Here is a 23,024-nt window from a genome sequence, read left to right as displayed (position 1 = left end):
GTTGAACCGTCGTCTGCTGGCCGCCGTGCTGGCCCTCCTGCTCGCCGTCCTCGGTGGTGTCGTGCTGGTGGGCTGGGTCAGCGGCGCCGATGAGCGCGCCCTGGCCGGCACCCGCACCGTCCCGGTGCTCGTGGTGCTCGACGAGATCCCCGCCGGGACCCCGGTGGAGGAGCTCGAGGACTCCGTCGAGGTGCAGGAGCTCCCCGCCATGTCGGTGCCCGACGGTGCGCTCGACAGCCTGGACGCCCTGGCCGGTTTCGTCACCGGCACCGATCTCTCCGCGGGCGAGCAGCTCCTGGCGGCCCGCTTCGAGGACCCGGCCGCCGCGCAGCTCGCCGGGACGGTGGAGGTCCCGACCGGGCTCAGCGAGGTCAGCGTCCTGCTCGACCCCCAGCGCGCGGTCGGCAGCCGCCTGACCGCGGGCGACACCGTCGGCGTCTTCATCTCCCAGGTGCTGCCCGACGGCACCGGCCAGACCCACGCCGTGCTGCACGGCGTCCTCGTCACCCAGGTGCAGGGCGCCCCCGCCGCGACCGAGGCCGACCCTGAGGCCGAGACCGAGACGGTGGCCACCGGTGCCCCGACCGGCGCCCTGCTCGTCACCCTCGCCGTGCGCAGCGCCGACGCGGAGTCCGTGGTCTACGGCCAGGAGCACGGCACCGTCTACCTCTCCCTCGAGCCCGACGGCGCCGACACCGCCGACACCCGCGTGCTCGACCCCGGCTCGATCTACGCAGGAGCGACCCCATGACCAGCGTGCTCCTCTCCGGCGCCGACGACGACCTGCTCGCCCGGGTCACCGCCGCCGCCGACGGCCAGTGCCAGGTCCTCGACCCGGTGCGGCTCGGCCACGACCCCCGGCACCTGTTCGAGGGCGTGCCCACCGACTCGCTGCCCGAGGTCGTCATGCTCGGCCCCGGCGTGCCAGTGGAGCGGGCCCTGGCACTCGCCGGTCGGTTCGACGAGCTCTACCCCGCGCTCTCGGTGGTGATCGTCGCCACGGCCGACCCCGACCTGTGGGTCCGGGCGATGCGCTCCGGCGTGCGGGACGTGCTGGCACCCGATGCCGCGCCTGATGACGTCCGCGTGGTGCTCGACCGGGCTGCGCGGGTGGCAGCCGGACGGCGGCGGGCGCTGCGCCCCGCCGGGGAGCTCGGCTCGTTCGCCGGTCGGGTGGTCACCGTCGCCTCGCCCAAGGGCGGGGTCGGCAAGACCACCGTGTCCACCAACCTCGCCGTCGGCCTGGCCCGGATCGCTCCGCAGTCGACCGTCCTGGTCGACCTCGACGTGCAGTTCGGCGATGTCGCCAGCGCGCTGGCGCTGACACCGGAGTACACGCTGCCCGACACCGTCGTCGGCCCGGCCGCGGCCGACCCGATGGTGCTCAAGACCTTCCTCACCCAGCACCCGGCCGGGCTGTTCGCGGTCTGCGGCGCGGAGTCGCCGATCGCCGGGGACAGCGTGACCGCCGAACAGGTCGGCCGGCTGCTGCGCACGCTCGCCCAGGAGTTCCGCTACGTCGTGGTCGACACCGCCCCCGGGCTGAGCGAGCACACCCTCGCCGCCCTGGAGGCAGCCACCGACGTGGTCGTGCTGTCCTCGATGGACGTGCCCGGGGTGCGCGGCCTGCGCAAGGAGCTCGACGTGCTCACCGAGCTCGACCTGGTGCCGCCGAGCAAGCACGTGGTGCTCAACTTCGCCGATGCCCGCGGAGGGTTGAGCCGCAAGGACGTCGAGACGGCGATCGGCTGCCCCATCGACGTGATGATCCCGCGCAGCAAGGCCGTCCCGCTGTCCACCAACGTCGGCGTCCCCCTGCTGCAGAGCGGTACGAAGGACCCGGTCACCAAGGAGCTCCGGGCTCTGGTCGCCCGCTTCGGTGTCGCCCCGGTGACCGCGGTCGGCCGCCGCGGCGCCCGCCACCGAGCCGCCTCGTGAAGCTCAGTCAGCGGCTGGCCGCCGCCCGCGGGGAGGTGGTCGAGGCAGCCCCGGTCGAGGTGCCCGTGGTCGCCGTCCCCGAGCCCCGGCCGGCCACGCCGGAGCCCCCTGTGGTCGCGAGCACCCAGGCCGGCAGCGATGCGCTGCGGGCGCTGAAGGAACGCGCTTCCCAGTCGCTGTTCGAGCGGCTAGGCCCGCGGTTGTCCGACCCGGACATCTCCGACGAGCAGCTGTACGCACTGGTGCGTACAGAGCTCCAGAAGGTGGTCGCCGACGAGCAGGCCCCGCTCACCCGAGAGGAGCGCCAGCGGCTGATCGCCGAGGTCGGCGACGACGTGCTCGGGCTCGGCCCCCTGCAGCGGCTGCTCGACGACCCCTCGGTCACCGAGATCATGGTCAACGGCGCCGACATGGTCTACGTCGAGCAGGCCGGCAAGCTCACCCGCACCGGCACCCGGTTCACCTCCGAGCAGCACCTGCGGCAGGTGATCGAGCGGATCGTCGGCAAGGTCGGCCGCCGGATCGACGAGTCCTCCCCGATGGTCGACGCCCGGCTGGCCGACGGCTCCCGGGTCAACGCGGTCATCCCCCCGCTGGCCTTCGGCGGCTCGTCGCTGACCATCCGCAAGTTCGCCAAGGACCCGTTCGGCGTCGACGACCTGATCAGCTTCGGCACGCTGTCCCCGGAGATGGCCGAGCTGCTGCACGCCTGCGTCGAGGCCCGGCTGAACGTGATCGTCTCCGGCGGTACCGGCACGGGGAAGACCACGCTGCTCAACGTGCTCAGCTCCTTCATCCCCGACGGGGAGCGGATCGTCACCATCGAGGACGCCGTGGAGCTGCAGCTGCAGCAGGACCACGTCGTCCGGTTGGAGTCCCGGCCGCCCAACATCGAGGGCAAGGGTGCGATCACCATCCGGGACCTGGTGCGCAACTCGCTGCGCATGCGCCCGGACCGCATCGTGGTGGGGGAGTGTCGCGGCGGGGAGTCCCTGGACATGCTGCAGGCGATGAACACCGGCCACGACGGGTCGCTGTCCACGGTGCACGCCAACAGCCCGCGCGACGCGATCGCCCGCCTCGAGACCCTGGTGCTGATGGCAGGCATGGACCTCCCGCTGCGCGCCATCCGGGAGCAGATCGCCTCGGCGGTGGACGTCGTCGTCCAGCTCACCCGGCTGCGGGACGGCACCCGGCGGGTCACCCACGTCACCGAGGTGCAGGGCATGGAGGGGCAGACCGTCACCCTGCAGGACGCCTTCCTCTTCGACTACTCCGCCGGGTTGGGCCCGGACGGGAGGTTCCTCGGCAAGCCCGTGCCCACCGGCGTCCGGCCGCGGTTCACCGACCGGTTCACCGACCTGGGCATCACGCTCTCGCCGCGGGTCTTCGGCCAGGGCGCCGCGGCGCCGGGGGCCCGGCGGTGACCCCGCTCGTCTGGGCCGGGGTGCTCGGCCTCGCCGGGGGCCTCGGCGGGCTGCTGATGGCCGCGGTGTGGCCGGGTCGGGTCCGGATCGGGCTCGCCCAGCTCGACCCGACCGCTGTGGCCAGCGACTCCCGGCTGACCGGGGCGACCGGCGGGACCACGGCACTTGTCGAGCGGTTGCTGACCCGGCACAGTGTCAGCGCCTCGTTCGCCGCCCTGCTCGAGCGGGCCGGCGTCCAACGCACGCCCGCCGAGGTCGTCGTCCTCACGGGGGGCGCGACGCTGGGACTTGCGGCGCTGGCCCTGCTGCTGGAGGGACTGCTGGCCGCCGTCCTCCTCGCCCTCGTCGTGCCGTTGGCGGCCCGCGGCTTCCTGGGGTTCCGGGTCGGCCGGCGCCAGGCGGCGTTCGCCGACCAGCTGGACGACGCCCTGCAGCTCATGGCCGGGAGCCTGCGGGCGGGGCACAGCCTGCTGCGCGCGCTGGACTCCGTCGCCGGGGAGGCCCAGTCGCCGACGAGCGAGGAGTTCGCCCGGGTGGTCAACGAGACCCGGGTGGGGCGGGAGCTGAACACCTCCCTGGACGAGGTGTCGGCGCGTACGGCGAGCGAGGACTTCGCCTGGGTCACCCAGGCGATCGCCATCCACCGGGAGGTGGGCGGCAACCTGGCCGAGGTGCTCGACCAGGTCGGGCACACCATCCGCGAGCGCAACCAGATCCGCCGTCAGGTCAAGGCGCTGGCGGCCGAGGGGAAGCTGTCTGCCTACATCCTCATGGCCCTGCCGATCGGGATCGCGGGGTTCTTGAGCATGACCAACCCGGAGTACATCGGTCGGCTCACCGAGGAGCTGGTGGGCTGGATCATGCTGGGTACCGGGGCGGTCATGCTCACCATCGGCGGGCTCTGGCTCCGCTCGACCGTGAAGATCGCATTCTGATGCCCGCCCTCGTCTGGGCCGCGGTCGCGGCGGTCGTCCTCGGGATCGGCGGTGCCTTCTTCGTCGTCGTCGCCGCCCCGGGTCGCCCTCCGGGCCAGATCGCCCTGAACCTCACCCGTAGTCTCGCCGTCCCCGGTGTCCCCGGGATGGACGCGACCGGGGACCGCCGGCGCGGGGGTGCAGGGGCTCTGCTGCGGACGCTGACCCCCGAATCGACGGCACGTCGGGTGCGACGCCTGCAGGTGCGCGCGGGCAGCCCGGCGGCCTGGCCGGTGGAGAAACTGCTCTGGGGCAAGCTCGTCCTGGCCGGCGTGGGCGGTCTTCTCGGGGTCCTCTACCTGCTGTCGAACTCCACTCTGCTCGCTGTCCTGCTCGTGCCGACGATCGTCGCGGTCCTCTACTTCCTCCCCGAGCTGCTGCTGCACAGCCGCGGCCAGGAGCGGCAGGCCGCGATCACCCTGGAGCTCGCCGACACCCTCGACCAGATGACCATCGCCGTGGAGGCCGGTCTCGGCTTCGAGGCTGCGATGGCCCGGGCCGGCCGCAACGGCAAGGGCCCGCTGGCCCAGGAGCTGGTGCGCACCGTGCAGGACATCGCCGTGGGTCGGCCGCGGCGGGAGGCCTACCGGGCACTCGCCGAGCGCACGCAGGTCACAGACCTCAAGCGGTTCGTCGGGGCGGTCAACCAGGCAGACGCCTACGGGGTGTCGATCGCCGACGTGCTGCGCACGCAGGCGGGGGAGATGCGGCTCAAGCGGCGGCAACGGGCCGAGGAGAAGGCCATGCAGATCCCGGTCAAGGTCATCTTCCCGCTGATGCTCTTCATCCTTCCCACGCTGTTCATCGTCCTGCTGGGGCCGGCCGTGCTGGACATGATGGCGAACTTCTGACCCGGCGCGGTCTCCGGGGGGACGGTAGAACCAGGCCATGACCTCCACCCAGGACCCCACCCCCGAGGCGCGCGCCAACGTCACAGAGCACAACGTCGAGACCCGGGCCGACCTGCTCCCCGAGGAGCAGGCCGCCGGCAGCGTGGACCCCGAGGCGCAGGCCGCGGCGATCCTGGCCGAGTCCGAGGAGCGCACCCTGCACCCGGACGCCGACGAGGGCGGGCACCGCACCTCGGAGGAGACGGTCTGACCGTGCGGCACCAGCACGCCGTCCAGCTGCGGTGGTCCGACCCCGACGTCTACGGCCACGTCAACCACGCCCGGGCGTTGAGCCTGGTCGAGGACGCTCGGTTGACCATGGCCTCCGAGACCGCTGCGGGCGGCGACGGGTCGGCGCACCCGCCGGTGATCCTCGCCCGGCTCGAGGTGGACTACCTGCGTCAGCTGTACTACCGCCCGCACGAGCAGGTGACGATCGAGAGCTGGGTGACCCGGCTGGGCACCAGCTCGGTCACCACCCGGCAGGAGCTGCGCCAGGACGGGCACGTCGCGGTCTCCGTCGTCGCCGTGCTGGTGATGACCGACGGGGCGTCGTCCCGGCCGCTGACCGACAACGAACGGGCCTTCTGGACGACGTTCCTCAAGGAGCCCGCCGGGTAGGAGCGCCCGCATGGCGAAGACCGACGACCAGGGCAGGCCCATCGAGGACGAGCTGCCCAGCACCCTGCAGCGCTCCGACGACAAGGCCAAGGACACCTACGCCCAGGCGCACGACAGCGCCGAGGAGACCTACGACGGCGACCCCGCGGCCGCCAACCGGGTCGCCTGGGCCGCGGTCAAGCACACCCACGAGAAGGTCGGCGACCACTGGGAGCCCAAGGACGAGGCCGGCCCCTCGGACGAGCAGTCGGCGAGGGGCAACCGGGACACCGACCTGGGCACCGCCGGCGGGGTGGACGCGAACGCCACGAAGGAGCACCTCTACGAGGTCGCCCAGCGGCTGGACGTCGAGGGCCGTTCGTCGATGACCAAGGACGAGCTCGTCGAGGCGATCGAGAAGGCCAACGACCGGGCGACGGCGGACGCGCGCGAGAAGCAGTAGCCGACGGTCACACGCGTAGGCGGTCGAGAACGATCTCGGTGCCGTCCGGGCGCTGGGTGCGCCACCTGTTGCCCGGCGGTGCGGTCTCGTCGCGTTCGACGCGGAACCCGTGGTGGACCTTCGTGTGGTGGCGTTCGCAGAGCAGGGCTGAGTTGTCGAGGCTGGTGTCGCCCTGGTCGCGGAGCCACTCGAGCAGGTGGTGGACGTCGCACCAGTGCGTCGGGGCGTGGCAGCCGGCGAACACGCAGTGCCCGTCCCGGGCTTCAACGGCCTTGCGGATGTGCGGTGGGACGACCCGCTTGGTCCGTCCGACGTCGAGGGGGAGGCCGTCGGGGCCCATCACGATGCGAGTGACGGCCGAGTCGCAGGCGACCCAGCGGGCTCGGGCAGCAGAGATCAGCGCACCGAAACCGGTGGTGGCAGTGTCGTGACCGGTGGCTGCGTCGACCAGGTCCTCGACGTCGATCGTCACGATCACCTGCGGCTTGACCGTGCGCAGGAACGGCAGGTCGCCCTGGGCCAGGGCGTTGTCGCACAGCTGGACGAACGCGTCGCCCTGCTGCTGGGCGCGGTTGCGCAGATCGCCCAGCGGACGGTCGGTCTGCACGATCGACTCGATCGCCGCCAGGGCCTTCTCGAACCCGACCGGGTCCAGGTCGAACCGGCCGGACCCCGAACCGTCGGCGCGGCGGCTGAACGTCAGAGACCGTTGCTCGGTCGGGTCGGGCTCTGGGCCGTCGGGGTCCAACGCGTTGCGGAAGGCGTTGACCGCGGTCGCGAGCTTCGCGTGCGGCAGCGTCCGGGCGACCTCGGTCCACACCTCGTCGAAGGCGTCCAGATCGATGTCCTGCTCGGCGGCCGCCGCGATGTCGCACGGCCGCAGCGCGTCAGTCACGACACCCACCTGGGCCGCGGTCACCGCACCCTCGGCGAACGCGGCCTCCAACCGTGGCAGGTGCTCCAGCACCCGGCCGGCCCGCACCACTGCAGCGGCTGCTCCGCTCGAGAAGTGGTGGTGACCGCGCAGCAGCGACTGCATCGTCCTCAGCCCGTCGTGCTCAGCAGCACCGACCACGTCGGCGTGCCGCACGGTGCGGGTCAACTCGGCCGAGGCCCGGTTGATGAACTCGACCAGATCGGCCGTCCGCTCCAACAGCGCACCGTCGGGCACCGCGTGCAGGTCGTCGACAGCCAGGGCGTCCAGGGCGGACCGCAGTTCGCTCACGACACCTCCCGGCTGTTCGATCAGGTGTTCGAAGTCTACGTCGGCACGAGACCCCAGAACTACTGAACCCACAGGTCAGAGGCCTGTCCACAGATGTGCGACAGCCCTTGACGGCGCCGGTGGACGAGCCCTAGATCGTGATCAGGGACGTCTGCCGGGCGTCCAGGTAGGAGACGCCTTCGCCGGTCAGTGCGATGCCCTGCTCCAGGGCCATCCGCACCAGCTGGCCGTCCCACTCGGGGACGGCGACCCGCACGCACAGCTCCAGGGCCCAGGTCGTGGACTCCCGGACGGGTGCCTGCCCGGTGCCGCGGACCCCGCCCTGGGCGTCCCACATGCCGATCGCCGGGCCGGCGCCGTGACCGTAGAAGCCGACCGGGTGGGAGTAGACGTCGCCGTCCACGCCCTCGGCGGCCGCCGCGGCGCGGGCGGCGGCCAGCACCTCGTCGCCGGTGCGGCCGGGGGTCATCGCCGTCGTCACCAGGTCCTGCATGCGGTTGCCCACGGCCAGTGCGTGCACCAGGCCGGCCGGGGGGGCGGTCTCCCCGGGGCGCAGCACGTAGCCGTTGCGCTGGGTGTCGGTGGTCAGCCCGAGGGTCTTGAGCCCGACGTCGCAGTGCACCAGGTCGCCGGGCTCGACGACCGCGTCGTGCGGCACCCCGCCGACGATCGTGCCGCGCTCGTCGAGCAGCGGGACGCCCGCGCGCTGCAGGCCGACCGTCGGCTGGAACCACGGCTCGACGCCCAGGTCGTGGAACCGCTGCCGGATCCACCACGCCACGTCCAACGCGGTGGACTCCCCGACCCGCAGCACCGCGGGGGAGTACGCCTCGGCGATGGTCTCGTGCACCAGCGCGTTCATCGCGTGCAGCGCCGAGATCTCCTCCGGCAGCCGGGTCTCCAGCCAGCGGACGGCGAGCTGCTCGGCCGGCACCAGCCGCTGCGCCCACGGGCCCAGCGCCTCGACGAGGAGGCCGTGCTCGGTGTGGGAGAGACCGTCGGCGTGCGCGAACGTGTCCGACACGTCGATCCCGATCGCCCGAGGCCGGGCCTGCTCCACGACCCGGCGGACGGCGGCCCACTGCGACTGCTCGGCCGAGGCGCCCGGCTCGTCGTCGTCGGGGTCCCAGGCGGAGACGAACTGGCCCACCGGGTACCGCGCGACCGCCATCGGGGTCACGCCGTCGTCGCTGCGGTGCAGCAGCAGGATGGTCCGGCGGCGGGCCGACAACCAGGACGCCGGGAGCATCGTGGGCAGCACCGGGTCCTCGTTGTACTCCCGGCCCACGACCACCCACAGGTCGATGCCCGCGTCGTCCATCAGGTCGGGCAGCAGGTCGCGCACCCGCTCGGTCAGCCACCGGTCCCGGACCTCGGCCTGGTCCCGCAGGGGCAGCGGGACGGTGCGGGTGGGATCGATCCCGTGCGGGCGGTGGCGCAGGGCGGTGGTCATGCCCCCATCAGAGCAGAGCCGCGCTCAGGCGGGGCGGTCGAGCCGGACGACCGGGTGCGCCGCCCGCGGCAGCGGCACGAGGGGCGGGGCGAGCTCCACCCGGTCCCGGCCGGCCTGCTTGGCCTCGTACATCGCCGCGTCCGCACGGTCGACCAGGCGCCACACGCCGGCGGCGGGATCGGTGTCGGAGGACGGTCGGTCCAGCGCGATGCCGATCGAGGCCGTCACCCCCGGGTGGTCCACCCAGGCCTGCCGGACGGCGCCGCGCAGCCGCTCGCCCAGCCGGTGCGCCTCGGTGCGGTCCGCGGCCAGGCCGACCACCACGAGCTCCTCGCCGCCGATCCGGGCGAGCACGTCGGTGGGTCGGACGACGGCCCGCAGCGCCTGCGCGACGGCACGGAGCACGGCGTCCCCGGTGGCGTGCCCGTGGGTGTCGTTGAGCTGCTTGAAGTGGTCGAGGTCCAGCACCAGCGCGACGACGTGGTCGCCTCCGCGGTGGGCCTGCCGCCACAGCCGCTCGGACTGCGTGACCAGCGAGCGCCGGTTGGCCAGGCCGGTAAGCGGGTCGGTGGAGGACAGGGCCTCGGTGGCGGCGAGCAGGCCCTGCACCCGGCGGCGCAGCACGAAGACGCCGAACGCGGCCACGTCCAGCATCCCGGCGTTGACCAGCACCTGGACGCCGAGGCCCGGCGCGTCGGTGAAGCTCGGGGCCAGGGCGGACCAGCACGCGAACGGGACGACGGCCATGTGCACGCCGAGCATCCAGGCGTCCAGGAACCAGGCCGCCACGAAGGCGGCGAACAGCATCATCAGCGGGGTGGCGTGCCGCAGCGGGTCCACCACCGAGGCGGCGACGACGACGTAGACCAGGTCGCCGAGCAGGACCAGGGCGAACGTCGACCGCACCCCGGCGCGGGGGCGGGCGACGAACCAGAGCCCGAGCACGGCCAGCAGCGCCATCGTCGCGGCGTAGACCCCGCGGGGGGCGCCGTCCCGGAGGACGCCGGCCACGACGAGGTTCACCGAACCCGCCGCAGCACCCAGGAGCATGAACGCGGCCATCCACCGGGCGGCGGTGCGCGGTTCCCGGGCACGGGGCGGCACCGACACCACTGCATCGGTGTAGTGACTCCAGCCCAGGGACACGGGGGCAGTCTCCTGCTTCCAGGCCCGCGCTGCGAGCCCTGTGCACACCTCAGGTGACACGGTGCTGACCTTCCCCGGCGTGTCGTGCGGCGTGTCGTCGCCGACCGCGGCGACCGACGCCGAGGAGGCGGACGGTCACCGGTGGTGTCAGGGTGGGTCCGCGGGCGCCGACGCCCGCCCATCACCGACGAGGAGGCCCACCGTGGCCGAGGGTCCCTGGTACTTCTGCCTCAAGCACCGCACCGTCGAGGACCGGGACGGGTGCGCCGAGCGCCACCGGCTGGGCCCCTTCGACACCCGCGAGGAGGCTCAGGCCGCGCTGCAGACGGTGGCCGAGCGCAACGAGCAGGCCGACGCCGCCGACCGCGCCTGGGAGCGGGACGGCGAGCGCTGACCCGCTCTGCTGGGCAGCCTCCCCGGGGGCATGATCGAACCGAGGTGGCCGCGTCCGGGCGCCCGTGACACGAGGAGACGACCCAGGTGACGGACACAGGACAGACCACCGAGCGAGCCGTCGAGGACCTCGTCATCGGGGTGCTCGGCGGGACCGGGCCGCAGGGCCGGGGCCTGGCGGTCCGCTGGGCGGCCGCCGGTCAGCGGGTGCTGCTCGGGTCCCGGGACGCCGACCGCGCGGCCGAGACCGCCCGCGCCGTCGCCGCACGCGCCGAGGCGGCCGCCGGAGGCGTCGAGGTGTCGGTGCAGGGCGGGTCCAACACCGACGTCGCGGGTGCCGCCGACGTGCTCGTCGTCGCCGTCCCCTTCGCCGGGCACGCCGACACGCTGGCCGAGCTGGCCGCACCACTGGCCGGCAAGGTCGTCGTCGACTGCGTCGTGCCGATGGGCTGGGACGAGCTGGGCGCCTACGTGCTCGACGTGCCCGAGGGCAGCGTCACCCAGCAGGCGGCGGCGCTGCTGCCCGACAGCTCGGTGGTCGGGGCGTTCCACCACCTGTCCGCGGTGAGCCTGGAGGACCTCTCCCACCCGACGCTGGAGGGCGACGTCATGGTGGTGGGTGACGACCGCGCCGCCACCGACCTGGTGCAGGCCCTGGCCGGCCGGCTGCCCGGCATGCGCGGGGTCTACGCCGGCCGGCTGCGCAACGCCCGCCAGGTGGAGGCCCTGACGATCAACCTGGTCTCGGTCAACCGCCGGTACAAGGTCCACGCCGGCATCCGCGTCACCGACGTCTGAGCCACCGGGCCGCAGGCCCGTCCGGCCGAGCGGGGGCCCGGAGGGTCCCCCGAGGGGGGACTCGGCGAGCTCAGCGCGAGCCGGGCACGGCTCCTGGCCGCGGTGGGAGCGCGGAGCGCGACATCAGAACGAGTGCTCGGGGCCGGGGAACTCCCCGCCCCGCACCTCGGCCGCGTACTCCTGCGCCGCCCGCAGCAGCTCACCGCGCAGGTCGGCGTACTTCTTGACGAACCGCGGGACCCGGCCGCCGTTGAGCCCGGCCATGTCCGGCCAGACCAGCACCTGGGCGTCGCAGTCGGGCCCGGCGCCGATTCCGACGGTGGGGACGGCGAGCTCGGCGGTGACCCGGGCGGCGACGTCGGCGGGCACCATCTCCAGGACGACGGCGAAGGCCCCGGCGTCGGCGACGGCGCGGGCGTCGGCGAGCACCTGCTCGGCGCCGTCCCCGCGGCCCTGCACCCGGAAGCCGCCGAGGGCGTGCTCGGACTGCGGGGTGAACCCGACGTGGCCCATGACCGGGATGCCGTTCTCGGCGAGCAGTCGCACCTGCGGGGCGACCCGGGCGCCGCCCTCGAGCTTGACCGCCTGCGCCCCGCCCTCCTTCATCATCCGCACGGCGGTCTCGAACGCCTGGGTGGGCGAGGCCTCGTAGCTGCCGAAGGGCAGGTCGGCCACGATCAGCGCCCGGGAGGTCGAGCGGGTGACGGCCTTGGTGAACAGCAGCAGGTCGTCCACGGTGACCGGGACGGTCGAGCTGTGCCCCAGCACGACGTTGCCGGCGGAGTCCCCGACGAGCAGGACCGGGATGCCGGCCTCCTCGAACACCCGGGCGGCGTAGGTGTCGTAGGCGGTGAGCATCGCCCACTTCTCGCCGGCGGCCTTGGCGGCCTGCAGGTGGTGGATCCGCACGCGGGCGGTGGAGGTGCCGCCGTAGAGGACGGACTCGGGCTCGGGGGAGGACGTCGTCGTCACGCCGTCATCCTGCACCCGGAGGTGACGGGACAGACCTGCCAGTGGATCGGCGGATCTCTCGTCGGTTCTCGACTCCAGTCGTCCGGGACCCTTGCGTTTCGCATGTCAGACTCTGGGTGAACCGGGGTGTCGCCCGGCCCGACCGACAGACGCACGAGGTCACGCCATGCCCGGTGTTCGCCCGCTCCGCACCCCGCTCCTCGTCCTCACGGTGCTCTCGGCCGTGCTGCTGTCCGGCTGCCGGTCCGGCACGGAGACCGACGCCGCGGCACCGACCACGACCACGGCGGCCGCACCCAGCACCGCCGAGGTGCCCACGGCCGTGGTGAGCGTCGACCCCCCGCTGGGCTCGACCGAGGTCGACCCGGTCACCCCGCTGCGGGTCAACGCCGGCCACGGGACGCTCACCTCGGTGACGGTCACCGCCGCCGACGGCACCCCGCTGGCCGGGGCCCTCGATCCGACCGGGGTGACCTGGACCGCCGCGGCCGACCTCGCCTACGCCACCGACTACTCCGTCTCGGCCACCACCACCGACGCGGCGGGCCGCACCGGCACCACCAGCGGCACGGTCGGCACCGTCAGCCCGCGCACCCTGACCATGCCGACGGTGTTCCCGAACGCCGACACCGGCGTCGTCGGCGTGGGCCAGCCGATCGCGATCACCTTCGACGAGGACGTCACCGACCGGGCCGCGGTCGAGCGCCGGCTCTCGGTGGTCACCACCCCGGCGGTCGCCGGCTCGTGGTCGTGGCTGTCCGACCGCAGCGTGCACTACCGGCCGGCGGAGTTCTGGCCCGCGTACACCCACGTCGCCGTGGACGTCGACACCTACGGCCTGGACGTCGGTGACGGCGTGCACGGCGAGGCCAGCAAGCACGTCGAGTTCGACATCGGGCCCAAGCGGGTCGGCGTGGTCGACGCCGACGAGCTGGTGCTGCGGCTGTACGTCGACGACGCGCTGGTGCGCGAGATGCCCACCTCGCTGGGCAAGGACTCCAGCCCCACGCCGAGCGGCACCTACGTCGTCATGCAGCAGTCCCGCGAGTACACGATGGACTCCTCCACCTACGGCGTCCCGATCGACCAGCCCGGCGGGTACCGCACCCCGGTCCAGTACGCCTCGCGGCTGAGCAACTCGGGCATCTTCGTGCACGGTGCGCCGTGGTCGGTGGGCGACCAGGGTCGCCGCAACGTCAGCCACGGCTGCCTGAACGTCTCGGTGGCCAACGCCGGCTGGTTCTACGAGAACTTCGGCCGCGGGGACGTCGTCCAGGTGAGCAACGCCGGCGGGCAGCTCGACGCGACCGACGGGTTCGGCGACTGGAACGTCTCCTGGGAGGAGTGGGTGGCCGGCTCCGCCTTGCCCCCGCCCGCCGCCTGACCCACCCCCGCGTAACGACCCGGACACGCTCGGAGGCGAGGATGACCGGCATGGACCGACAGCAGGAGTTCGTCCTGCGCACCCTGGAGGAACGCGACATCCGCTTCGTGCGGCTGTGGTTCACCGACGTCTCGGGCTACCTCAAGGCCGTGGCGGTCGCGCCGGCCGAGATCGAGGCCGCGTTCGCGGAGGGCATCGGGTTCGACGGCTCGGCGATCGAGGGCTTCGCCCGGGTCTACGAGTCCGACATGCTCGCCAAGCCCGACCCGGGCACCTTCCAGGTGATGCCCAGCGCCAAGGGCGGGGTCAGCGAGACCGCCCGGATGTTCTGCGACATCACGCTGCCCGACGGTTCGCCCGCCTGGGCCGACCCGCGGCACGTGCTGCGCCGCGCCCTGGGCAAGGCCGCGGACATGGGGTTCACCTTCTACACCCACCCCGAGATCGAGTTCTTCCTGCTCAAAGACCTCCCGGACGACGGCACGCCGCCCACCCCGGCCGACACCGGCGGCTACTTCGACCTGTCGACGCACAACGTGGCCCACGACTTCCGCCGCGAGGCGGTCTTCGCGCTGGAGGCGATGGGCATCTCGGTGGAGTTCAGCCACCACGAGGTCGCCCCCGGCCAGCAGGAGATCGACCTGCGCTACGCCGACGCCCTGTCGATGGCCGACAACATCATGACGCTGCGGCACGTGGTCCGGGAGGTCGCGCTGGCCCAGGGCGTGCACGCCACCTTCATGCCCAAGCCGTTCACCGACCTGGCCGGCTCGGCGATGCACACCCACCTCTCGCTGTTCGAGGGCGACCGCAACGCCTTCCACGACGCCAACGACCCGATGCGGTTGTCGACCACCGGCAAGCAGTTCATCGCCGGGCTGCTCCGGCACGCCCGCGAGGTCACCGCGGTCACCAACCAGACGGTGAACTCCTACCGGCGGTTGCTGGCCGGCACCGAGGCCCCGACGGCGGCGACCTGGGGCAAGGCCAACCGCTCGGCCCTGGTCCGGCTGCCCTCCTACAAGCCGTCCAAGGCCAACTCGGCCCGGGTCGAGGTGCGCTCCCCGGACAGTGCCTGCAACCCGTACCTGACCTTCGCGGTGCTCTTGGCCGCCGGGCTCAAGGGCATCGAGGAGGGCTACGAGCTGCCGCCCGAGGCCGAGGACGACGTCTGGTCGCTCACCGACACCGAGCGGCGCGCCGCCGGGTACGAGGACCTGCCGGTCAGTCTGGGCGAGGCGCTCACCGCGATGGAGAGCAGCGAGCTGGTCGCCGAGACCCTCGGCGAGCACGTCTTCGAGTTCTTCCTGCGCAACAAGTGGGAGGAGTTCAACTCCTACCGGCAGAACGTCACCCCCTTCGAGCTCAGGCGCTACCTCCCCGGGCTCTAACCTGTCGGGGTGACCCGCCTGCTCGTCGTCGTCCCGTCCGACACCGACCCGCCGGGGCGGTTGGGGCAGTGGCTCACCGATGCCGGGCTCGAGCTCGACGCCCGGCACCTGGACCGCGGCGACGAGCTCCCGGTCGACCTGTCCGGGCACGACGGGTTGCTGGTGCTGGGCGGCCCGCAGTCCTCGCTGGACGACGCGGCCACCAGCCCCGAGCTGGTCGGCGTCCGCACGCTGCTGGCCCAGGCGCTGGCAGACGACGTCCCCACGCTCGCGGTCTGCCTGGGCGCGCAGCTGCTCGCCATGGTCGGCGGCGGCAGCACCCGGGTCGGGGCCGAGGGGCCCGAGGTGGGCGCCACGCTGGTGGCCAAGCGGGATGCCGCCGACGTCGACCCGGTGTTCACCGGCCTGCCGCTGAGCCCCGACGTGCTCGAGTGGCACCACGACGAGATCGACCGGCTGCCGGCCGGGGCCACCCTGCTGGCCAGCAACCCGGCCTACGAGAACCAGGCCTTCCGGGTCGGCCGGCACGTCTACGGCCTGCAGTTCCACATCGAGACGACGCCGGAGATGGTGCGCACCTGGGCGACCGGCGACCCGGTGGGCGTCGCCTCCACCGGCCGGGACGTCGAGACGGTGTGCCTGGCCGCGACCGACGTGCACCCCGACCTCGAGGAGGTCTGGGCCCCGTTCGCCGGCCGGTTCGCCGCCCTCGTCGAGTCCCGCGCCAGCACCTCCGCGAGCTGAGCGCGGTGACCGAGCCGACCGAGATCCCGCGTCGGGCCGTCGTCCGGCTGGTCCGGTTCGGCTTCGAGGACGGCGCGCGCGCCGCCCGTCTGCTGTCCCACCCCGATCTGGGCCTCTGGGACCTCGAGCGCAACGAGCCCGCCGACCCCGAGGCCGCGCCGGTGGTGTCCGCGCTGGCCCGGGCCGGCGACCCCGACCTGGCCCTGCTCTCGCTCTCCCGGTTGGTGGAGGCCCTCGACCGGGAAGACCCCTCCGGCGAGCTGGCCGCCCAGTTGCTCGCGCGGCTGCGCGGCTCGGCGTTGCTGCGCGGCCGGCTGCTCGCCGTCCTCGGCGCCAGCGCGGGGCTCGACGACCACCTGGCCGGGTTCCCCGAGGACTGGGTCGTGCTGGACACCGAGCCGGGGCTGGCCCGCCCGACCCCGTACGCCCTGGAACAGCAGATGCTGCTGGCCGTCGGGGCCGATCCCGACGACCCGCCGTGGGGCGTCGGGCTGGGCACCCCGGCGCCGGACGCCGACGTCTCCCGGGTCCGCGACCTGCGCCGCGCCTACCACCGGGCGGTGCTCTCGATCGCCGGCCGCGACCTCGGTGACGGCGTCAGCGCCGAGGAGGTGGCCGGCGAGCTGGCCGACCTGGCCGCGGCCGTGCTGACGGCCGGTCTGGCCCTGGCGCTGGCCGACCAGACAGCGGCGGCCACACCCTGCCGGATCTCGGTGATCGCGCTGGGCAAGGCCGGGGGCCGGGAGCTCAACTACGTCAGCGACGTCGACGTCGTCTTCGTGGCCGAGCCGCACCCGGCACCAGGGGAGGAGCCCGACGAGGCCGGCGCGATCGCCACCGCCACCCGGGTCTGCAGCACGCTCATGCGGGTCTGCCACGAGGCGGCCTGGGAGGTCGACGCGGCGCTGCGCCCGGAGGGCAAGGCGGGCCAGCTGGTGCGCACACTGGCCCACCACGTCGCCTACTACGAGCAGTGGGCCAGCACCTGGGAGTTCCAGGCGCTGCTGAAGATGCGTCCGGTCGCCGGGGACCCCTCCCTGGGCCGGGAGTACGTCGACGCGCTGTGGCCGCTGGTCTGGACCGCCGGTGACCGGCCCGGCTTCGTGGCCGACGTGCAGGCCATGCGCCGCCGGGTGGAGTCGCTCATCCCGCCTGCGCAGGCCGGCCGGGAGCTGAAGCTCGGCCGTGGTGGGCTGCGCGACGTGGAGTTCAGCGTGCAGCTGCTGCAGATGGTGCACGGCCGGGTGGACGTCGCGCTGCGCACCGGTGGGACCATCCCGGGGCTGCTCGCGCTGTCGGCCGGGGGCTACGTCGGCCGTGACGACACCGCCACGCTGGTGGCCTCCTACCGGTTCCTGCGCACGGTGGAGCACCGCCTGCAGCTGCTGAAGCTCCGGCGCACCCACCTGCTGCCCACCGACCAGGTCCAGCTGCGCTGGCTGGCCCGCTCGATGGGCTACAAGCCCGACCACCGCGGGGACGCCGTGGCGGTACTGCGCGCCGAGCTCGCCCTGCACACCCGCGAGGTGCGCAGGATCCACGAGAAGCTCTTCTACCGCCCGCTGCTGTCCGCGGTGGCCCGGGTGCCCGGGGAGCAGCTCGCGCTGGGCCCGCAGGCCGCCGGCGCCTGGCTCCGCGCGCTGGGGTTCGCCGACCCCGAGGGCGCACTGCGGCACCTGGCCGCGCTCACCGGCGGGGTGTCCCGCTCGGCGTCCATGCAGCGCTACCTGCTGCCGGTGCTGCTGCAGACGCTGGCCTCCTGCGCCGACCCCGACGCGGGGCTGCTGGCCTACCGGCAGGTGTCGGAGTCCCTGGGCGGGAACCAGTGGTACCTGCGGCTGCTGCGCGACGAGGGGCAGGTCGCCGAGCGGCTGGCCCAGCTGCTGGGCTCCAGCCGCTACGTCTCCGGGCTGCTCACCCGCACCCCCGAGGCACTGCGGCTGCTGGCCCGGGACGAGGAGCTGGTCCCGCGCAGCGCCGATGCGCTGGCCTCGGCCTGGCGCCAGTCGGTGGCCCGCGCCGGCACCGCCGCCGAGGGCGTGCAGGTGCTGCGCGCGCTGCGGCGCACCGAGCTGCTGCGGATCGCCTGCGCCGACCTGCTGGGCATGCTCGACGTCGTCGCCGTGGGGGTGGCGCTGCGCGACGTCGCCGTGGCCACGCTGCGCGCCGGGCTCGACGCCGCCGTCCGCAGCTGGGCGGCCGATGTTAAGGTGGCCGTCACCGACGTGCCGGTCGACATGGCCGTCATCGCCATGGGCCGGCTCGGGGGAGCCGAGATGAGCTACGGCTCGGACGCCGACGTGCTCTACGTGCACCGGGTGCGCCCGGGCGCCGAGGACGCCAAGGCCGCCGCGGCCGCCAACGCCATCGCGCACGCCCTGCGCCGGCTGCTCGGCGAGCCGGCCCCCGACCCCGCCTTCGACGTGGACGCGAACCTGCGACCGGAGGGCCGGCAGGGCCCGATGTCGCGCAGCCTGACCTCCTTCGGCGAGTACTACGACCGGTGGGTGTCGGTGTGGGAGGTGCAGGCCCTGCTGCGCGCGGAACCGGTCGCCGGTGACGAGGAGCTGGGCCGGCAGTTCTGCGACCTGGTCGACCCGCTCCGCTGGCCGGTCGACGGGCTCACCGACGCCCAGGTCGCCGAGATCCGCCGGATCAAGGCCCGGGTCGAGAGCGAGCGGCTGCCCCGCGGCGCCGACCCGGCCACGCACACCAAGCTCGGTCGAGGCGGGCTGGCCGACGTCGAGTGGACCGTGCAGCTGCTCCAGCTCCAGCACGCCGGCACCCACCCCGCGTTGCGCACCACCCCGACCACCGACGCGCTGACGGCGCTCGGGGCGGAGGGGCTGCTGGCCGCGGAGGACGCCGACGCCCTGCGGGAGGCCTGGGAGCGGGCCAGCCGGGCCCGCAACGCGGTGTTCCTCGTCCGCGGCCGGCCGGGCGACCAGCTGCCCCGGCCCGGCCTCGAGCTCTCCGGGGTGGCCCGGGCCAGCGGGTACGGCGCCGACGTCGACCCCGGGGAGTTCGTCGACGACTACCGGCGGGCCACTCGGCACGCCCGGTCGGTGGTCGAGCGGGTCTTCTACGGCATGGAGCCCGACGCGTCCTGACCCGGGAACAGGACACCCGGGCCGTGCGCTGGCCGAGGGGACGACGTCGCCAGCCACCGGGAGTCACCATGCCGATCGAGTTCCTCGGGATCGCCGCCACCAACGACGGGTCGGAGACCACCCCGCGCTCGGGGGCGTCCTTCGACCGGGAGTACACGATCCGGCTCGGCCGGGCACACGAGGACTTCGGCTGGGACCGGGTGCTGTTCGCCTACGGCTCGGGCGCCCCGGAGCCCTCGGCGGCGGCGGCCTGGCTGCTGGCGCACACCGAGACGCTGCAGGTGCTCCTGGCCCACCGGCCCAACGTCAGCTACCCGACCTTCGCCGCGAAGACCTTCGCCACGCTGGATCAGATCGGGCAGGGCCGGTTGACCGTGCACGTCATCACCGGCGGCACCGACCACGAGCAGCAGCGCGAGGGCGACTTCCTCACCAAGGACCAGCGGTACTCCCGCACCCGGGAGTTCATGCAGATCGTCAAGAAGGCGTGGACGTCGCACGAGCCCTTCGACTGGGACGGCGAGCACTACCGCTTCGCCGACTTCGTGTCCGACACCTTCCCGGTGCAGCAGCCCCGACCGGACCTGTCCTTCGGCGGCTCCTCGGAGGCCGCCTACGCCGTCGGCGGTGCCGAGGCCGACGTCTTCGCGCTCTGGGGCGAGCCCCTGGAGGAGACCGCGAAGCAGATCGAGCGGGTGCACGCCGCCGCCCGTGCCGCCGGGCGCACCGAGATGCCCCGCATCCAGGTCGCCTTCCGCCCGATCATCGCCCCCACCGAGGAGCTGGCCTGGGAGAAGGCGCACCGCACGGTCGCCCGGATCGAGTCGATGCGCTCGGGCACCGGGCGGGCGCCGCTGTCGATCAGCCGGCCCCCGGCCGACGGCCCGGAGAACACCGGCTCGCAGCGCCTGTTGGAGATCGCCGCCCGCGGAGAGCGCTTCGACCGGGCACTGTGGACCCCCACCGCCGCCGCCAGCGGGGGAGCGGGCAACTCCAACGCCCTCGTCGGCACCCCGGAGACCGTGGCCGCAGCGCTGCTGGACTACGTCGACCTGGGCGTCGACATCATCTCGATGCGCGGTTACGACCTGCTCGGCGATGCGATCGATGTCGGCCGGTACGTGATCCCGCTGGTGCGGGAGGAAGTCGGCAAGCGGGACGCCGCCGTCGCTGCCTGAGGTTCGGCCTGGGTGTGGCCGGGCACCGTCCTGTCGTGCCCGAGGACCGCGAACGCGCCACCATCACCCCCTACCGGGACGGCCCGCTGATCGTGCGGGGCGACTTCCGGCTGGTCGACACCGACGGCAACGAGATCGACCCGGGCCGGGACACCGTCGCACTGTGCCGGTGCGGCAAGTCCGGCCTCAAGCCGTTCTGCGACGGCAGCCACAAGAAGGCCGGCTTCCACGCGCCGTCCGCCCCGCGCAGCGAGCGCCCCACCACCCGGCTCGAGGCGCTCGACACCGAGTGAGACACGACGGAGCCCCTCCCCGCCGCAGCAGGGAGGGGCTCCGTCGTGCGTCAGGCGTGGACGGCGGCCCGGGCGCGCAGCGCGCTGCGCCCGGCGGTCCACTCCTGCAGCGCCAGCGCGCCCGCGCGGGCCTCGAGCTCCAGGGCCACGGCGGCACCGAAGAGCAGGTCGGCCCGCAGCGGCTCGTCGTCGGCGACCAGCGAGCCGCACATGTCCACCGAGGCGACCTGCTCGTGCACGGCGTCGGCCTCCACGTGCTCGTCGTAGAAGAGCGTTGCGTCCTCGCCCTTGCCCAGCCGGCGCAGCCCGGAGGCGTACCGGCGGCTGGGCACGGTGGAGGTCATCTCCAGCGCAGCCAGGTGACCGACGGTGGCTGCCCGGTGCCGGCGGTGCAGCCCGAAGAAGCTCATCGCGTTCAGCGTGGCCAGCTGCTCGGCCGGGGCGACGTCGACGTGCGCGCCGTGCGTGGCGTCCAGCCCGAAGGCGCCCATGACCCGGGCGAAGAGCGCCGAGTGCATCCGGACGTCGGAGCCGCCGCCGTACTCGTCGGCCTGGATCTCCACCACCGCGGCCTTGGCCCGCCCGTCCAGGCGGGGGATCACCCAGGTGTGCGGGTCGGCCTCCTTGAGGTGGTAGACCGAGCGCAGGGTGAGGAACTCGGCCCACTGCGTCTCGTCGGCCCGCTTGGCCATGTGCTCGGACATCGACGGGCCGTCGTCGGCGGCGACCATCGCGGCCAGCTGACGGTCCACGGAGTCCGCGGGGTCGACGAAGGAGCGCACCCACGGGTCGGCTGCCGTGTGCAGGCCGGTCTCGAAGGCGTCTTCGAGCACCGCCCGCAGGCCCAGCAGCGTCGGGTCCCACTCGAACCGGTCGTCGACCTCGGGGAAGCCCCGGTAGTGCAGCTCGTAGCAGACGTAGAGCGCGATCTGCAGGTCGTCGTCGGCCAGCGGGACGGGGGTCGCGGCGGCCTGGTCGGCCAGGGCGAGGGTGGCCGGGGAGATCGTGGTCCCGGTCGTCAGGTCGGAGAAGAGGGCCTCGGACAGCGGCCCGCGGGGCGTCGGCAGCGGCATCGTCGGTCCATGCCCACCCCCCGGGGGGTCCGGAACATCCGGTTCCGCTGGTCGGAGGGGTTTCAACCCTCGAACGCGGTGGCCATCCGGGCCTGTTCGGCCAGCACGTCGTCCATCCGGGCCTGGACGGCGTCCAGCCGGCCGATCTGCCGGCTGGTCTCGGCGATGCCGGCCGACACGGCTCGGGTGGTCTCCTGCATCCCGGTGACCTGGGCGGCCACCCGCTTGGTGGCGCCGGCGGTCTCCCGGGCCAGCTCCTTGACCTCGTTGGCGACGACGGCGAACCCGCGGCCCAGCTCACCGGCCCGGGCGGCCTCGATGGTGGCGTTGAGGGCGAGCAGGTTGGTCTGGTCGGCGATGCCGGAGATGATCCGGATCACCTCCCCGACCGCGGCGGAGGCGGCGTCCAGCGCCTGGACCTCGGTGGTCATCGACCCGGCCTGCTCGACCGCGCCGACGGCCACCCGGCCCGCGTCGTCGGCGGCCTGCCGCAACCGGGTGACGGTGTCCAGCAGCGCCCGGGCGTTGGCGGCGTCGCTGTCGCCGCGGCGCAGCACCTCCATCCGCTGGGAGACCAGCTGGGCCACGTTCCGCAGCGCCGAGGCCCGGGAGTCCGACAGCTCGATGGTCTCGGTGGTGAAGAAGTCCATCGTGCCGATGACCTGGCCGGCGACCGTGACCGGGAAGCAGACCCCGGAGCGCACCCCGGCCCGCTGCGCGGCCGGTGCCCGCACGCAGTCGGTGAGCTCGGCGAGGTCGGAGACGAAGACCAGGTCCCGGGCCCGCCAGGCGCGCCCGGACAGGCCCACGCCCTCGGCGAAGCTGGCGGCCAGGGTCACCTCGCGGAACTCCGGCCCGGCCGACCCGGACTCGGTGTCGAAGCGCAGGACGCCGGTGCCGGTGTCCAGGGCCCAGTAGGACCCGTACGCCCAGCCGAAGGCGGTGCGGACGGTCTCCAGTGCGGTGCGCAGCGCGTCGGACTGGCTGTCGGCCCCGCCGATCTCGGTCACCACCGTGGTGACGGCGGCCCGGTCGTGGATGGTCTCGGTCAGCTGCGCCTCCACCAGGGCGCGGCGGTGGGCCTGGGCCGTGATCCGGGCGACGGCCTGCCAGGTCCCGACGCTCGGCAGCTCGGCCCGACCGAGGTACTCGTGCACCGCGACCACCTCGCCGTCCACCAGCACGGGGAGGACGCAGCCCTGCCGGGCACCGGCGGTGACGGCGGCGGCCCAGCGGGCGCACCCGGCGGGGTCCGTCGACGGACCGGCGAGCACCGGCTCCCGGCGCAGCAGGGCCTGCCCGCCCAGCCCGCCGGCCGCGGCCAGCGCGGTGCCGGCCATCGCGGGTGCCAGGGGTCCGGTCTCGTGGGCGAGGGCGAACCCGCCGCGCACCGGCAACCAGACCGCGCCGTGGTCCAGGGCCAGGGCGTTCACCAGGGCGGCGACCACGACGCGGTGGGCGTGCGCCTCGTCCGGCACGCCGGCCTCGAGGGCGGCGAGCACCTGCTCCAGGGCCTCGAGCCCGCGGGGCGGGGCGGTGACCGGGGTGTCCTTGGTGCGGCGCAGCACGGTG

The 23,024-nt window shown here is 73.9% G+C and carries 22 protein-coding genes; 16 read left to right on the top strand and 6 right to left on the bottom strand.

The features are described from left to right. The first annotated feature begins 1 nt into the window (after position 1). Genes cpaB through ASG36_RS01900 form a run of 8 tightly spaced genes read left to right on the top strand, consistent with a single transcriptional unit; the run spans position 2 to position 6,292 of the window. Complete coding sequence (gene cpaB / locus ASG36_RS01935; RefSeq protein ID WP_055758743.1) at positions 2-751, top strand: Flp pilus assembly protein CpaB; 750 nt, start codon at positions 2-4, stop codon at positions 749-751. Continuing rightward, positions 748-1,938, top strand: a complete 1,191-nt coding sequence (locus tag ASG36_RS01930) for an AAA family ATPase (protein ID WP_055758740.1) — start codon at positions 748-750, stop codon at positions 1,936-1,938. The genes cpaB and ASG36_RS01930 overlap by 4 nt, the downstream gene beginning before the upstream one ends. Continuing rightward, positions 1,935-3,365 carry a CpaF family protein gene (locus ASG36_RS01925; protein WP_055758737.1) on the top strand — a complete coding sequence of 477 codons (1,431 nt, stop codon included), beginning with the start codon at positions 1,935-1,937 and terminating at the stop codon, positions 3,363-3,365. The genes ASG36_RS01930 and ASG36_RS01925 overlap by 4 nt, the downstream gene beginning before the upstream one ends. After that, positions 3,362-4,300 carry a type II secretion system F family protein gene (locus ASG36_RS01920; protein WP_235494478.1) on the top strand — a complete coding sequence of 313 codons (939 nt, stop codon included), beginning with the start codon at positions 3,362-3,364 and terminating at the stop codon, positions 4,298-4,300. The genes ASG36_RS01925 and ASG36_RS01920 overlap by 4 nt, the downstream gene beginning before the upstream one ends. Further along, a complete protein-coding gene (locus ASG36_RS01915; protein WP_157498510.1) occupies positions 4,300-5,190 on the top strand; it encodes a type II secretion system F family protein in 891 nt (296 codons plus the stop codon). The genes ASG36_RS01920 and ASG36_RS01915 overlap by 1 nt, the downstream gene beginning before the upstream one ends. A 37-nt stretch (positions 5,191-5,227) precedes the next feature. Next, a complete protein-coding gene (locus tag ASG36_RS01910) occupies positions 5,228-5,440 on the top strand; it encodes a hypothetical protein (protein WP_055758734.1) in 213 nt (70 codons plus the stop codon). 2 nt (positions 5,441-5,442) lie between these two features. After that, entirely contained in the window at positions 5,443-5,850 is a 408-nt protein-coding gene (locus ASG36_RS01905; RefSeq protein WP_055758731.1) for a thioesterase family protein, read from the top strand. Positions 5,851-5,860: 10 nt separating this feature from the next. Further along, positions 5,861-6,292, top strand: a complete 432-nt coding sequence (locus ASG36_RS01900; RefSeq protein ID WP_055758729.1) for a ChaB family protein — start codon at positions 5,861-5,863, stop codon at positions 6,290-6,292. Positions 6,293-6,299: 7 nt separating this feature from the next. Here the strand turns inward: ASG36_RS01900 and ASG36_RS01895 are convergent, their stop codons facing one another. From ASG36_RS01895 to ASG36_RS01885, 3 genes are all read right to left on the bottom strand, one after another. Next, positions 6,300-7,517 (bottom strand): HNH endonuclease signature motif containing protein, encoded by a 1,218-nt coding sequence (locus ASG36_RS01895; RefSeq protein ID WP_055758726.1) that lies wholly within the window; start codon positions 7,515-7,517, stop codon positions 6,300-6,302. A gap of 130 nt (positions 7,518-7,647) precedes the next feature. Continuing rightward, the gene (locus ASG36_RS01890; RefSeq protein WP_055758723.1) at positions 7,648-8,970 is read right to left on the bottom strand and encodes a M24 family metallopeptidase; all 1,323 of its coding nucleotides are present in this window, start codon (positions 8,968-8,970) and stop codon (positions 7,648-7,650) included. 24 nt (positions 8,971-8,994) lie between these two features. Next, the gene (locus tag ASG36_RS01885) at positions 8,995-10,116 is read right to left on the bottom strand and encodes a diguanylate cyclase (RefSeq protein WP_235494477.1); all 1,122 of its coding nucleotides are present in this window, start codon (positions 10,114-10,116) and stop codon (positions 8,995-8,997) included. Positions 10,117-10,318: 202 nt separating this feature from the next. On the opposite strand from ASG36_RS01885, the gene ASG36_RS01880 reads away from it, so the two are divergent. Next, positions 10,319-10,510 (top strand): hypothetical protein, encoded by a 192-nt coding sequence (locus ASG36_RS01880; protein WP_055758716.1) that lies wholly within the window; start codon positions 10,319-10,321, stop codon positions 10,508-10,510. Positions 10,511-10,596: 86 nt separating this feature from the next. Next, positions 10,597-11,307 (top strand): NADPH-dependent F420 reductase, encoded by a 711-nt coding sequence (npdG, locus tag ASG36_RS01875; RefSeq protein WP_055758714.1) that lies wholly within the window; start codon positions 10,597-10,599, stop codon positions 11,305-11,307. Between the two features lie 123 nt (positions 11,308-11,430). Here npdG and panB read toward each other — a convergent pair whose 3' ends face one another. Next, positions 11,431-12,279, bottom strand: coding sequence for a 3-methyl-2-oxobutanoate hydroxymethyltransferase (gene panB / locus ASG36_RS01870; protein WP_055758712.1), 849 nt, complete (start codon positions 12,277-12,279; stop codon positions 11,431-11,433). A gap of 166 nt (positions 12,280-12,445) precedes the next feature. On the opposite strand from panB, the gene ASG36_RS01865 reads away from it, so the two are divergent. The 6 genes from ASG36_RS01865 (at position 12,446) to ASG36_RS01840 (ending at position 20,379) form a co-directional block, all read left to right on the top strand. Further along, positions 12,446-13,663, top strand: a complete 1,218-nt coding sequence (locus tag ASG36_RS01865; RefSeq protein WP_055758710.1) for an Ig-like domain-containing protein — start codon at positions 12,446-12,448, stop codon at positions 13,661-13,663. Positions 13,664-13,713: 50 nt separating this feature from the next. Beyond that, on the top strand, positions 13,714-15,054 hold the full coding sequence (glnA, locus tag ASG36_RS01860) for a type I glutamate--ammonia ligase (protein ID WP_055762190.1): 1,341 nt from the start codon (positions 13,714-13,716) through the stop codon (positions 15,052-15,054). A gap of 9 nt (positions 15,055-15,063) precedes the next feature. Further along, complete coding sequence (locus ASG36_RS01855; RefSeq protein ID WP_055758707.1) at positions 15,064-15,798, top strand: type 1 glutamine amidotransferase; 735 nt, start codon at positions 15,064-15,066, stop codon at positions 15,796-15,798. 5 nt (positions 15,799-15,803) lie between these two features. Next, positions 15,804-18,908: a bifunctional [glutamine synthetase] adenylyltransferase/[glutamine synthetase]-adenylyl-L-tyrosine phosphorylase gene (locus ASG36_RS01850; protein WP_055758704.1), complete on the top strand. Its 3,105-nt coding sequence runs from the start codon at positions 15,804-15,806 to the stop codon at positions 18,906-18,908. A gap of 68 nt (positions 18,909-18,976) precedes the next feature. Then, positions 18,977-20,086: an LLM class flavin-dependent oxidoreductase gene (locus ASG36_RS01845; protein ID WP_055758702.1), complete on the top strand. Its 1,110-nt coding sequence runs from the start codon at positions 18,977-18,979 to the stop codon at positions 20,084-20,086. 35 nt (positions 20,087-20,121) lie between these two features. After that, a complete protein-coding gene (locus ASG36_RS01840) occupies positions 20,122-20,379 on the top strand; it encodes a CDGSH iron-sulfur domain-containing protein (protein ID WP_055758699.1) in 258 nt (85 codons plus the stop codon). A gap of 50 nt (positions 20,380-20,429) precedes the next feature. Here the strand turns inward: ASG36_RS01840 and ASG36_RS01835 are convergent, their stop codons facing one another. Both ASG36_RS01835 and ASG36_RS01830 read right to left on the bottom strand, forming a co-directional pair. Next, on the bottom strand, positions 20,430-21,452 hold the full coding sequence (locus tag ASG36_RS01835) for an iron-containing redox enzyme family protein (RefSeq protein WP_055758695.1): 1,023 nt from the start codon (positions 21,450-21,452) through the stop codon (positions 20,430-20,432). 62 nt (positions 21,453-21,514) lie between these two features. Next, positions 21,515-23,020, bottom strand: coding sequence for a methyl-accepting chemotaxis protein (locus ASG36_RS01830; RefSeq protein ID WP_055758692.1), 1,506 nt, complete (start codon positions 23,018-23,020; stop codon positions 21,515-21,517). Positions 23,021-23,024 lie beyond the last annotated feature (4 nt).

This window comes from Geodermatophilus sp. Leaf369 (assembly GCF_001424455.1).
Lineage (GTDB): Bacteria > Actinomycetota > Actinomycetes > Mycobacteriales > Geodermatophilaceae > Klenkia.
Note: the sequence above shows the minus strand (reverse complement) of the source record. Positions and strands in the feature narration are given on the sequence as shown.

Coding starts and splice junctions, on each gene's coding strand:
- glnA (WP_055762190.1), top strand. CDS start 13,714: ATGGACCGACAGCAGGAGTTCGTCCTGCGCACCCTGGAGGAACGCGAC.
- ASG36_RS01835 (WP_055758695.1), bottom strand. CDS start 21,452: ATGCCGCTGCCGACGCCCCGCGGGCCGCTGTCCGAGGCCCTCTTCTCC.
- ASG36_RS01910 (WP_055758734.1), top strand. CDS start 5,228: ATGACCTCCACCCAGGACCCCACCCCCGAGGCGCGCGCCAACGTCACA.
- ASG36_RS01865 (WP_055758710.1), top strand. CDS start 12,446: ATGCCCGGTGTTCGCCCGCTCCGCACCCCGCTCCTCGTCCTCACGGTG.
- ASG36_RS01900 (WP_055758729.1), top strand. CDS start 5,861: ATGGCGAAGACCGACGACCAGGGCAGGCCCATCGAGGACGAGCTGCCC.
- ASG36_RS01890 (WP_055758723.1), bottom strand. CDS start 8,970: ATGACCACCGCCCTGCGCCACCGCCCGCACGGGATCGATCCCACCCGC.
- ASG36_RS01930 (WP_055758740.1), top strand. CDS start 748: ATGACCAGCGTGCTCCTCTCCGGCGCCGACGACGACCTGCTCGCCCGG.
- ASG36_RS01915 (WP_157498510.1), top strand. CDS start 4,300: ATGCCCGCCCTCGTCTGGGCCGCGGTCGCGGCGGTCGTCCTCGGGATC.
- ASG36_RS01845 (WP_055758702.1), top strand. CDS start 18,977: ATGCCGATCGAGTTCCTCGGGATCGCCGCCACCAACGACGGGTCGGAG.